This is a genomic window from Ahrensia marina (assembly GCF_042140245.1).
Taxonomy (GTDB): domain Bacteria; phylum Pseudomonadota; class Alphaproteobacteria; order Rhizobiales; family MH13; genus MH13.
In genome coordinates, this window is record NZ_CP159483.1 from 3,809,253 (window position 1) to 3,820,593 (window position 11,341).

9 protein-coding genes are annotated in these 11,341 nt (G+C 58.7%); 6 read left to right on the forward strand and 3 right to left on the reverse strand.

What is annotated here, in order from left to right; translation table 11 throughout:
• Window positions 1–37 precede the first annotated feature (37 nt).
• The 3 genes from ABWH92_RS18400 to ABWH92_RS18410 form a co-directional block, all read right to left on the reverse strand.
• Window positions 38–1,066, reverse strand: coding sequence for a substrate-binding domain-containing protein (locus ABWH92_RS18400; protein ID WP_375574289.1), 1,029 nt, complete (start codon window positions 1,064–1,066; stop codon window positions 38–40).
• 75 nt (window positions 1,067–1,141) lie between these two features.
• Window positions 1,142–2,158, reverse strand: coding sequence for an ABC transporter permease (locus ABWH92_RS18405; RefSeq protein ID WP_375574290.1), 1,017 nt, complete (start codon window positions 2,156–2,158; stop codon window positions 1,142–1,144).
• A gap of 53 nt (window positions 2,159–2,211) precedes the next feature.
• Complete coding sequence (locus tag ABWH92_RS18410; protein WP_375570907.1) at window positions 2,212–3,738, reverse strand: sugar ABC transporter ATP-binding protein; 1,527 nt, start codon at window positions 3,736–3,738, stop codon at window positions 2,212–2,214.
• A gap of 195 nt (window positions 3,739–3,933) precedes the next feature.
• Here ABWH92_RS18410 and mtnK point away from each other — a divergent pair, with 195 nt between their 5' ends.
• The 6 genes from mtnK to ABWH92_RS18440 all read left to right on the forward strand — a co-directional run bounded on the left by mtnK (window position 3,934) and on the right by ABWH92_RS18440 (window position 11,334).
• The gene (gene mtnK, locus ABWH92_RS18415; protein ID WP_375570909.1) at window positions 3,934–5,199 is read left to right on the forward strand and encodes an S-methyl-5-thioribose kinase; all 1,266 of its coding nucleotides are present in this window, start codon (window positions 3,934–3,936) and stop codon (window positions 5,197–5,199) included.
• The gene (gene mtnA, locus ABWH92_RS18420) at window positions 5,196–6,293 is read left to right on the forward strand and encodes an S-methyl-5-thioribose-1-phosphate isomerase (protein ID WP_375570910.1); all 1,098 of its coding nucleotides are present in this window, start codon (window positions 5,196–5,198) and stop codon (window positions 6,291–6,293) included. The genes mtnK and mtnA overlap by 4 nt, the downstream gene beginning before the upstream one ends.
• Window positions 6,294–6,298: 5 nt before the next feature.
• Complete coding sequence (locus ABWH92_RS18425; RefSeq protein WP_375570912.1) at window positions 6,299–8,332, forward strand: bifunctional aldolase/short-chain dehydrogenase; 2,034 nt, start codon at window positions 6,299–6,301, stop codon at window positions 8,330–8,332.
• A gap of 9 nt (window positions 8,333–8,341) precedes the next feature.
• Window positions 8,342–9,307, forward strand: a complete 966-nt coding sequence (locus tag ABWH92_RS18430; protein WP_375570914.1) for a sugar-binding transcriptional regulator — start codon at window positions 8,342–8,344, stop codon at window positions 9,305–9,307.
• Window positions 9,308–9,351: 44 nt separating this feature from the next.
• A complete protein-coding gene (locus ABWH92_RS18435) occupies window positions 9,352–9,978 on the forward strand; it encodes a glutathione S-transferase (RefSeq protein WP_375570916.1) in 627 nt (208 codons plus the stop codon).
• A 201-nt stretch (window positions 9,979–10,179) separates the two neighbouring features.
• Window positions 10,180–11,334, forward strand: a complete 1,155-nt coding sequence (locus ABWH92_RS18440) for an efflux RND transporter periplasmic adaptor subunit (protein WP_375570918.1) — start codon at window positions 10,180–10,182, stop codon at window positions 11,332–11,334.
• The last annotated feature ends 7 nt before the right edge of the window (window positions 11,335–11,341 follow it).

The following is an 11,341-nucleotide window of genomic DNA, read 5'->3' on the forward strand; positions in this document are numbered from 1 at the left end:
AATGCGGCCCCCTTGCAATCGCTTTGACCGGTCAGCCTTAACGCGGTGGCAGCGGCATCCAGTCGGTCATCGCCACATCGGCATGCTGGAACTGCGGCATCGCCGAGGACAAATCATCCATGTTGGAAATGTCGGCCTCGTTGAGGAAGTCCTGCGTGATGAGGGTTGGCGGCACCACAACTTGAGCGCCAGGGTCGCCACCGGCCAGCATGATGGCCAGGGCACGCACGGACACTTCACCCACCACAGCAGGGTTGGTGGCAACAGTTGCTTTCCACGGGCTGCCAGGCTCGCGCATCACGGCGATATCGGCGGTGGAAACATCAGCAGAGTAGATCGAAACGTCGGAGGACATGCCAGCCTCGTTCACCGCGATGACCACGCCTTTGGCAAACTCATCATACGGGGCGAACACCACATTGATGTTGGGGTTGGCCTGGAGAACCGAACGGGCCTGATTGGCGTTGGAGTTGGCAATTGGGTTGTCCAACGTGCCAAAACGAGCAACTTCGTTGATGCCAGGGTTTTCCTCGCGGATTTCCTGCCATGCGACATCGCGGCGGTCGAGCGGGGCAATGCCTGGCACGTAGACGTAACCGGCTGTCCAATCGGTGCCATTGTCTTCAATCGCCTGGTCGAGCGCCATACGGCCCAGCAGATAGTCTGACTGTTCGATCTGCGGGATGGATTCATTTTCCACATTCACATCGAACGCAACGACGCGGATGCCCGCATCGACGGCACGCTGAGCGGCGTCACGCATGGATTCCGTCAGGCCATGCTGGATGATGATGCCATCAACGCCAAGGGCGATCGCTTGGTCAACCATATCAGCCTGCAAAGCAGCGTCCTGGCGGCTGTCAAACACGCGCAGGTCAACGCCAAGCGCTTCGGCTTGTGCCTCAACACCGGCCAGATAGGCTTGGAAAAAATCGCCCGTGGAGAGGTAACGCACCAGCGCGATCTGCACGTCGCCAGCGTTGTCAAACGGGGCAGGCATGTCCTGGGCAAGCGCAGCGCCCGTCATGCCGGTGGAGGCGACAAGTGCACCGGCCACCATTTTCATGAAAGTTCGTTTTGTGCCGATCATCGGAGTTTCTCCCTTTGTGAAGTTCGGTCTTTTTGCGAGCTGACAGCTCGGTTAGTGGCCCCCGCCGCGCTTGCGCGTGGAAAGGGCGAAGGTGAACATGAGTGCGACAACAAGCACGGCGCCTTTGACAAAGTCCTGGGTGTAGTAGGGCGCATTCATCATGGTGAGCCCTTGCAGCAGCACGCCGACAAAGAGCGCGCCAATGGCCGTGCCAAACGCATTGGGCTTGGCGGCACCCAGAACAGCAAAACCGATCAAGGCTGCTGCCACACTGTCGAGAAGCAGATTGTTGCCCGACGCGATGTCGCCGCGGCCAAGACGAGCCGCGAGCAAGATGCCACCGATCGAGGCCATGACGCCGGAGATCATATAGGCGGTGATCTTATAGCGATTGACGTTGGCACCGGCGAGCGCGGTGGCGCGTTCATTGGAACCGATGGCGTACATCAGGCGGCCATGGCGGGTGAGCTCCAGGAACACCCAAACGAGCAGCCCGACGATCAAAAACACCACGACAGGCACAGGGATCAGATCTTCCAGCACGAAGTCAAACCGGTGACGGCCAAGCCAAAGAAACGCATGCGAGAAGGTGCCTTCAGCCACCTCACCGCCCGGCAAGGTCATACCGGTGGAGATGGACCGCCCCTCGGTTGGAATGCGCTGCAGACCGATCAGCAGGAACATCATGCCCAGCGTTGCCAACAGATCGGGCACGCGCATCTTCACAATCAGCAAGCCGTTGATGAGGCCGACGAACGCTCCCATGACCAGACAGGCAAGCACGGCCACGAAGGCCGATTGTTCGAGCACGACCATCATGTAGGCGGACAGCATCAAGGCCGATGTCGCGACCGACCCAATGGAAAGATCAAAGCCGCCGACGACCAGCGTGCAGGTCACACCAAGCGCCAAAATGCCAGTGATCGCGACCGACTGGAAAATGAACGCAGCCGAGCGCGGCCCGGCAAAGCCGTTGGTGGCCAGTGAGAAGAAGACGATCAAACCCAACAACAGGCACAGAAAGCCGTAGCGGATTGCCAGATTCACCAGCGTCTGGGACCGGTCCATGCTCGGGGGAAGAGGCTTTGTGGCATCAGGCTGGGAGGTTTGCGTGTCAGTTGTCATGAAGCGAGTGTTTCTGTGTTGGATGAATGAGCGGCCTGACCCGACACTTGCGCCAGGATGGCGCTCAAATCGACGGCTTCGTTGCGATGCTCGCCGACCAGGCTGTGTTCGTAGAGGACCAGAATGCGGTCAGCGATTTCCAGCGCCTCATCAAGCTCGGCGGCAAAAACGATGGTGGCGCGCTCACCGGCTGTGTCGCGGATCGAACGGCCGATATCGCGGCGCGCGCGGATATCAACGCCTTGGAAGGGCTCATCCAGCACAAGCAATTGGCTTGCTTCGGCCATCCAACGTCCCACCATCACCTTCTGCTGATTGCCGCCTGACAGCGTGCCGATGTCATCGGCGGGTGATTGGCAGACAACGCCCAATTGCTCGATCATAGACTGTGTCGTCCGCTTTTCGCTTGCTCTGCTTAGAAACGAGAAAGGGGCATGGCGGGCCGTGAACGGCAAGGTGAGATTTTGCGTGATATCGAAGGTTGGGATAACGCCATTCGACGCGCGGTCTTTGGGCGACATGAACACACCAGCAGTGATGGCAGCTTCTGGAGAAGCAGGTTTGTAAGGCTTGCCAACCAAACGCATTTCGCCGGCCAAGGGCGTTTCCATACCGAACAGGATCGAGGCGAGTTTGGTTTTGCCACTGCCCAAAAGCCCAGTGATCGCCACAACCTCGTTGCGGTGAACCGACAAGGTGATGGGAGCACCGCCCTCCGATAGCTTTAAGCCGTCGAGCTCGATGACAGGCTCGCCCTTGGCAGCGACATCGATATCGACGGCCGTCATGGCATGACCAAGCATGGCCGTCACCGCTCCTTCATAGTCGAGCGGCGCGGTCTGGAAGGTGCCGGAGATCTGTCCGTCGCGCATCGAGATAATGCGATCAGCGATGCGGCGAATGTCCGACATGCGGTGGGAGATGTAGAGGATCGCAACGCCCGTTTCGCGCAGATGATCGAGCAGCTTGAAGAGACGCTCTGCCTCGGTAGCCGAGAGCGACGACGTTGGCTCATCAAGGATCAGAACTTTTGGATCCTTGGCCATGGCACGGGCGATCGCGATCAGCTGTCGTTCCGCGACACCCAAATCGGCCACTTGCGTGCGCACATCAATATCCAGGCCCATCGCCGAGGCGATCTTGCGCGCATCGCTTCGCAGCTTGCCTTGGTTGATGAAAAACCCTGCACCCGGCTCGTTCAACCGATCGAGCATCAAATTGGAGGCCACATCAAGATCGGGGATCACGCCATCATTGATCGACTGATGAACCGTCACCACACCCGCTTCAATAGCTTGGCTTGGTGATGTGGGAGAAAACGGTTCGCCAAAAAGTTCAATGCTGCCCGCGTCCAGTGCGTGGACACCACAAAGAATTTTCACCAATGTGGATTTGCCAGCGCCGTTGGCGCCCATCAGCACAGTGATCTGACCGGCTGGGATCGTTAGGTCGATGCCCCGCAAAACGCGGTTTGGCCCAAAGGCTTTTTCGATTCCGACGACGCGGCACGCGGCGTGTTGCATAGGCTAATGGCCTGTTTGTTGTTCGCCCATGGTTTGTCCATGGTTGCTCCCTGATAATGATCGTGAGCGCCCAAATGGCAAAAGTCAAGAGCACTTGACAAATGGCGAATTGAACGATCAGACTTAAAGGCAATGAATAAGGTTCGAGCAGGCATATCCGCCCAATGAGATATGCAGCATAGGAGGAACGGACCCGTGGCAACCACCCAAACTCCCCATTGCTATGAAGCGTTGACTGTCGAAACGCTTCCAACACGTCTTATCGGTGTTGCCGATCTGGCTGCTCGCGTGGGCAACGACCCTGCAAGCTGGTCGGTCCAAGAAGTGGGTGATGGCAATTTGAACCTGGTGTTCATCGTCACAGGGCCATCTGGCCGTGTGGTGGTGAAGCAAGCCCTGCCCTATGTTCGGCTAGTCGGTGACAGTTGGCCGCTACCCCTGAAGCGAGCCTTTTTTGAGTACCATGCACTGACGCGGCAAGCCGCACGCGACCCTGGCATGGTGCCCGACATCTACCATTTCGATGAAGCCCAGGCACTGATCGTGATGGAGTATCTTTCGCCGCACATCATTTTGCGTGGCAAGCTGATCAAAGGCGAACGCGTGGAAGGCTTAGGCAAGGCGCTGGGCCTCTTTTGCGCCCGCACCGCATTCCAGGGCTCTGATCTTGCGATGAACGCAGGCGAGAAGAAGGCTGACACGGCCCTGTTCTCGGGCAATGTGGAGCTGTGCGACATCACCGAGCAATTGGTGTTTACCGACAGCTACTATGATGCTGAGCGCAACCATCACACGCCAGAGCTTCAGCCCGTCGTTGATGAGCTACGGGCCGATCCCGCATTGAAAGCTGCCGCGCAATACATGCTGATGCGCTTCACCTCCGGTGGCGAAACACTGATGCATGGAGACCTGCATACCGGCTCGGTGATGTGCACAGACACCGACACCAAGGTCATCGATCCGGAGTTCGCGTTTTACGGTCCGCTCGGCTTCGACCTTGGCATGCTGATCGCGAATTATCTGATGGCCTATTTCAGCCAGCCTGCGCACCGATCTGCCGATGAACTGGAGGGCTATCAGGACTGGCTGCTTGATGTCACGCGTGAGACCAGCACAACCTTCCACGCTGAGTTTGTTCGCCTCTGGGCCAGTGAGCGAACGGGCATTCTTTATCCTCCGGCGCTTTGGGAAGATCAGGGTCAGTCTTCGGATGGCGCGCGCGACGCCTTGCTCAACCACATTTGGAACGACGCAATGGGCTTCTGTGGTGTGGAACTTCACAGGCGCATCCTGACGCTGGCTCACAATGCTGATTTCGAAACCATTGAGGACACCGCAGCGCGCGCGAAGCTGGAGGCGCGCAGCTTGGACATGGGACGCACCATACTGCTCGCCCGCCCCTCAAACACTGACGATTTGATCGCGCTGGCGCGGGCAACGAACGCAAAGGATTTGCTATGAAAGTCGATGGCACGCATTACCGCTCCATCTGGTATGACACGGGCACTGATGAGGTGCGCATCATAGACCAGCGCTGGTTGCCGCACGCGTTCAAGATCGTCACGCTGAAGAGCTTGGAAAGCTTTGCGACCGCCATCCGCGACATGTGGGTACGTGGCGCACCGCTGATCGGAGCGACTGCCGCTTACGGCATGGCCGAAGAGATGCGCCGTGACCCATCCGATGCAGCGCTGAACATGGCTTGGGATGTGCTCCACGATACGCGTCCTACAGCGATCAATCTGAAATGGGCGCTGGACCGGTGCCGCACATATCTGCAACCGCTGGCTCCGGCCAATCGCGCTGATGCTGCGATGAAGCTTGCGCACGAAATCGCTGACGAAGATGTTGAGATCAACCGGATGATCGGCATCCACGGGCTGGAGATCATCAAACAGATTGCTGCCAAGAAACCTGCTGGCGAACCTGTGCGGTTGCTCACCCATTGCAATGCCGGTTGGCTTGCGACCGTCGACTGGGGCACCGCGACCAGCCCAATGTATCACGCGGCCAATGCTGGCCTGCCGATCCATGTTTGGGTGGATGAGACGCGCCCGCGCAACCAAGGCGCGCTGACCGCCTGGGAGGTGGGCAGCCACGGCATCAACCACGCCTACATTACTGACAATGCCGGTGGCCACCTGATGCAGCACGGCATGGTTGATATGGTGATCACGGGGACGGACCGCACCACTGCGCGTGGCGACGTCTGCAACAAGATCGGCACCTATCTCAAAGCGCTTGCCGCCCATGACAATGGCGTGCCGTTCTATGTCGCGCTGCCTTCCCCCACCATCGATTGGACGGTGCAGGATGGGGTGAAAGAAATTCCCATCGAAGAGCGCCCCGGGCGCGAGGTTTCGCACATTCAAGGCGTGTTGGCAGATGGGTCGATTGGCGAAGCGCAGGTTTCTCCCGATGGGTCGCCGCTCGGCAACCCTGCCTTCGATGTGACCCCAGCTCGCCTTGTCACCGGTCTCATCACCGAGCGCGGCGTATGCAAGGCCTCGCCTGAAGGCTTGGCGACACTTTTTCCTGAACGCGCGGCGGCTTAGACGATATGATTGAGAACCGTTGGAGTGATGCGGACGCCCAAACATGGGTTGACGAGTTGGGACCGGACGCAAGCGAAGCCGACAAAGTGTTGGCGCATCGTGTCTACACAAGCCGGATCATTGGCCAGAACCCTGATCTTGTGATGCACGGCGGGGGCAACACCTCGGTGAAGGTGACCCGACCCGATCTATTTGGTGAACCGCAACGCGTTCTGCATGTGAAGGGTTCAGGCTGGGATCTGGACACCATCCAGGCGCCTGGTCTGCCAGGCGTTCGTCTTGATCCGCTTCTGGCGCTGCGGGCATTGCCTGCTTTGTCGGACGAAGAGATGGTGAATGTTCAACGGCAGAACCTTCTGGATTCCACCGCACCGAACCCCTCTGTGGAAACGTTGCTCCACGCGTTCTTGCCGCACACTTTTGTCGATCACACCCATGCCACGCCGTTTCTGGTGCTCGCCAACATGCCGAATGCCGAAGACGTGGCTCGGCAGATTTTTGGCGGTCGGCTGGGTATTGTGCCCTACATCATGCCAGGCTTTGCTTTGGCCAAGGCTGCGGCAGAAGTCTACGATGCCAATCCTGATGTTGAGGGCCTGCTGCTTTTGAAGCATGGGCACTTCGCTTTCGGGCCAGATGCCAAGTCCAGCTATGATCTGATCGTCTCGCACACCAATGAGGTGGCCGATTTCCTTAAAATGCAGGAGACGACATCACTTCAGGTGCGTTTACCAGCCCAGGCTCCCGATGGGTTGGCGCGGTTGCGCGGTGCTTTGGCACCGGGCGATCGCGACGCCGCCATGCCAGTTCTGGCGCTGCGCAACGGGCCGGATGTTATGGCGTTCTTTGAGCGCAATGATACCGCTGATTTGGCGACACGCGGTGTTGGCTCACCCGATCACGTGATCCGTACCAAAGCCAAACCGCTGGTGCTGACGACCGACGATCTTGGCTCGCAAGACGCGATCACAGCAAAAATCGATGCCTTTAAGGCTGATTATGAGGCCTATTTCACGCGGCAGAATGCGCGCGTTGGCAAAGACCGAACCATGCTTTCCCCCAGCCCCAATCTGGTGTGGGCGGAAGGTTTTGGCTTGATCGGCGTCGGATCATCGGACAAAGCGGCTCAAGTGGCCGCCGACCTTGGTGAGCAGAATTTGCGCGTGCGCGCTGTTGGCGAAGATGCAGGTGGCTTCCGCCCCATCGAAGAGAACGATCTTTTCGACATGGAGTATTGGTCGCTGGAGCAGGCCAAGCTTGGCAAGGGCAAACCGGCCGCCTTTGCCAGCCGCGTGGTGATGGTAACGGGCGGCGGCGGAGCGATTGGGCACGCGATTGCAAAGGCGTTTGCTGCCTTGGGTGCAAGCGTCTTTCTGGTGGATCGCGACAAAGATCAACTGGCAACAGCCCTCGAGAGCTTAGGCGGCAACCATGATGGCCTTGCCCTTGATGTGACCGACCCGGATGCTGCCGAGCAGGCGATGGATCAGGTGACGCAGCGGTTTGGCGGGCTCGATATTTTGGTGTCCAATGCCGGTGCTGCAATGAGTGGTGCCTTGGTCGATCTTTCCGATGAGCAGTTGCGAGCAGCCTTTGAGCTCAATTTCTTCTCCCATCAGCGCTTCGCCAAGGAAGCGGCCGCCTTGTTTGCGCGCCAAGGCCGTGGCGGGCAAATGCTTTTCAACATCTCCAAGCAGGCTGTGAACCCAGGCAAGAACTTCGGTGCTTATGGCATGCCCAAAGCAACGACCTTCTTCCTGATGCGTCAGCTTGCTCTTGAGCTTGGAGATCAAGGCGTGCGGGTGAACGGCGTCAACGCTGATCGCATCCGCTCCGGTCTTCTAACGGATGATTTCATCGCTGAGCGGGCCAAAGCGCGCGGCACCGATGAAGCCTCTTACATGGCGGGTAATCTGTTGAAGCGCGAAGTGGAGGCTCATCATGTGGCCAATGCGTTTACCGCTCTTGCACGCATGGAACGCACCACCGGCCATGTGGTAACGGTCGATGGCGGCAACATCGAAGCTGCTTTGCGATAGGGTCGCCACATGCCGGAGGGGAAGACAGCCAAGGATGCCAGCCACTCCGAGGCTCAGCTCGCCCATGTGGCCATGCTCTACTATCGCGAGGGTCTGACACAGAGCGAGATCGCCCAGCGCATCGGCCTGTCGCGCGCGACCATCGTCAACTATCTGCGGCTTGCTCGTGACCTCGGCATTGTCGACATTCGCATTCGCGGCGAAAGCTTCACCGCCTCTCCCCTCTCGCGCAAGCTGACAGAACGCTATGGCCTGACAGACTGCTACATCGCCCATAATGATGTGGAGCCGCAGCGCGACGACGGGGTGCTGGAACGGGTTGGGCAACTGGCGGCCTCTGCCATGCGTGATCTGCTGGAGCCGCGCGACAAGCTTGGCATCGCGTGGGGCCAAACAATCCAGCATGTGGCGAACACGTTTCCCAATGGCCCCGTGCCCAATCTCACCTGCTATCAACTCATCGGGTCGATGGATTTCAACGCGCTGTTTGCGCCGGAAGCCTGCACGATTGAAATCGCCCGGCGGACACTGGCGCCGTGCCGCACGCTGCATGCGCCTGCGGTTGTGTCCTCAGTTGATCTGGCATCGCAGTTGCGCGAGGAACCGATTATTGCCCGGCAACTCAATGAGCTGGCCGACCTCACCAAAGCACTGTTCTCTGTTGGTAGCTTGAGCCACCCATTGACGCTTGTTGGCTCAGGCATGGCCACACAGGAAGAGCTCGATACCTATGTGGCGATGGGGGCCAAAGGGGTGTTTTGGGGCCATTTCATCGATAAAGATGGCAACTGGCTGGATGGACCACTTACCGGCCGTTTGGTTGGGGCATCGCTTGACCAATTGCGGGCCATCGACATGCGCATGTTGGTCGCCTGCGGCAAAAGCAAACGCGAGGCCATAAAAGCCTCGCTTCACGGCGGATACGCAACGCACTTGGTCACCGACGAAGACACCGCATCGTGGTTGCTGCGCTAGTGCCTCTTCTTTGAAGGGTCGACGCGGTGTAAACCGACACCATCATGACACCCATACTCTACTCCTTTCGCCGCTGCCCTTACGCCATGCGGGCCCGTCTTGCCTTGCAGGTTGCGGGTATTGACGTTGAACTGCGTGAAGTCGTGCTACGCGCCAAGCCGAAAGCCTTTTTGGATGTTTCACCCAGCGCAACGGTGCCGTGCCTGGTCACGCAGAGCGAGGTGATCGATGAAAGCTTGGATGTGATGCTTTGGGCGCTCAAGCAAAACGACCCTGAGGGTTGGCTTGCTATGCCCGATGAAGGCCATGCCTGGATTGAGCGGGCCGATGGACCGTTCAAGCAGGCGCTTGATCGCACCAAGTATGAAACGCGCTACCCTGGCACAGACCCCAACGCTGAGCGTGACAAAGCCTCGGTGTTTTTGGCCGACCTCGACGCTCAGATTGCAGGCTGGATGTTTGAGCGCGAGAGCCTTGCAGACAATGCCATCCTGCCATTTGTGCGGCAATTTGCGTTCATCGACAAAGACTGGTTTGACGCCCAGCCTTGGCCCAATCTGCAGACTTGGCTTGCCAGATTTTTGGCCTCATCGCGCTTTGAATCCATGATGGTGAAATACGCGCAATGGCAGGAGGGTGCACCGCCTGTGTTGTTTCCTTCGGAAAATTAGGTCACGACTTGCCAAACGTGGCGTGGGGCTGACGAATACCATAGAGGCTCTTGCGACCGAGACGCTTGTCTTTGGTATCCGCAGTCTTCGCCACTAGATTTCGCCTTCCTCCTATGATCACTCTGGCATCAACCAGGAAAAAGATGCGCTGAACCCACATGTTTTGGTTCGCGTGATCCCAACCAAAAAGCACCATCGATCATGTCCCTTTCCCGCCTTTGTGCGACCCCAATTGCCGCGCTTTTGCTTGTTCTTCTGCCCACCAGCGCCGCTTTGGCGCAGGGCGGTCCATCGCTTGTTGTCACCGAACGCGTGGAAACGCGCACGCTTGCTGAAACCCGACCGGTGTTTGGCGAGGTGGTGGCCCGTCGCGACAGTGCCATCGCGGCCCGTGTGGCCGGGATCGTGGATGAAGTTGGCGTTTTGGTCGGTGATCTGGTGGAACCCGGTGACATGCTGGCCGTGCTTGACCGCCAACTTATCGGCATCGAGTTGGAACAGGCCGAGGCCGGTTTGGCCGAAGCCGAAGCTGGCATTGAGGTGGCGCAGGCACGGGTTGTGCGCACCCAGGATGTTTTCACACGCACCGACAGTCTGCGTGGCAGCGCGGCCTTTTCTGAAGGTCGTTTGGAAGACACGCGCGGCGCCTTCTCCGAAGCGCGCGGTCAATTGGCCGAAGCGCAGGCGCGCCTACTGAATGCGCAGGCTGCGCTTGAGCGTGCACGCTACAATTTTGAACGCGCTGAAATCACAGCGCCATTCCGCGGCGTTGTGCTTTCGGTGGAGACCGATCCCGGACAGTTCATCTCGGTGGGCAACCCCGTGGTGCGCTTGCTGGATGTGACCACGCTTGAGATCGAGGCCAATGTGCCTGCGCAATACATTGCAGGCCTTTCACCTGATCTTTCTTTGAGCGGTGAAACAGAAGATGGCACGCCACTGGATCTTACCGTGCGGGCTATTCTCCCAACAGAATTTGCGAGCACGCGCACGCGGCCCGTTCGTTTTGTGGCCGATCTGCAATCCCTCACACGGCGCGTGGCCGTTGGCCAATCGATCACCGTCTCTGTGCCAACCGATGCGCCACGCGATGCGTTGTCGGTGCCAAAAGACGCTCTGACGCAAAGTGCCAGTGGTTGGTCTGTGTTTGTCGATGAGGAAGGCGTTGCAACGCCTCGCACCGTTCAGGTGGGCGTTGCTATGGGTGACCGTTTTGAAGTGTTGGGTGGCCTCAACGAGGGAGATTTTGTCGTGGTGCGCGGCAATGAGCGGTTGTTCCCTGGCCAGCCGATCCAAGCGGCCAATGCCGATACCGCCCAGTCCGGCAGCCCGTCTGACACACCATCAGAAAACTAGGGAACGC

What these genes read in the sequence shown, in the direction of transcription:
- mtnA (WP_375570910.1), top strand. Translation starts at nt 5,196, where the DNA reads ATGAAAGTCGATGGCACGCATTACCGCTCCATCTGGTATGACACGGGC.
- ABWH92_RS18410 (WP_375570907.1), bottom strand. Translation starts at nt 3,738, where the DNA reads ATGCAACACGCCGCGTGCCGCGTCGTCGGAATCGAAAAAGCCTTTGGG.
- ABWH92_RS18425 (WP_375570912.1), top strand. Translation starts at nt 6,299, where the DNA reads ATGATTGAGAACCGTTGGAGTGATGCGGACGCCCAAACATGGGTTGAC.
- ABWH92_RS18430 (WP_375570914.1), top strand. Translation starts at nt 8,342, where the DNA reads ATGCCGGAGGGGAAGACAGCCAAGGATGCCAGCCACTCCGAGGCTCAG.
- ABWH92_RS18405 (WP_375574290.1), bottom strand. Translation starts at nt 2,158, where the DNA reads ATGGACCGGTCCCAGACGCTGGTGAATCTGGCAATCCGCTACGGCTTT.
- ABWH92_RS18400 (WP_375574289.1), bottom strand. Translation starts at nt 1,066, where the DNA reads ATGAAAATGGTGGCCGGTGCACTTGTCGCCTCCACCGGCATGACGGGC.
- ABWH92_RS18440 (WP_375570918.1), top strand. Translation starts at nt 10,180, where the DNA reads ATGTCCCTTTCCCGCCTTTGTGCGACCCCAATTGCCGCGCTTTTGCTT.
- ABWH92_RS18435 (WP_375570916.1), top strand. Translation starts at nt 9,352, where the DNA reads ATGACACCCATACTCTACTCCTTTCGCCGCTGCCCTTACGCCATGCGG.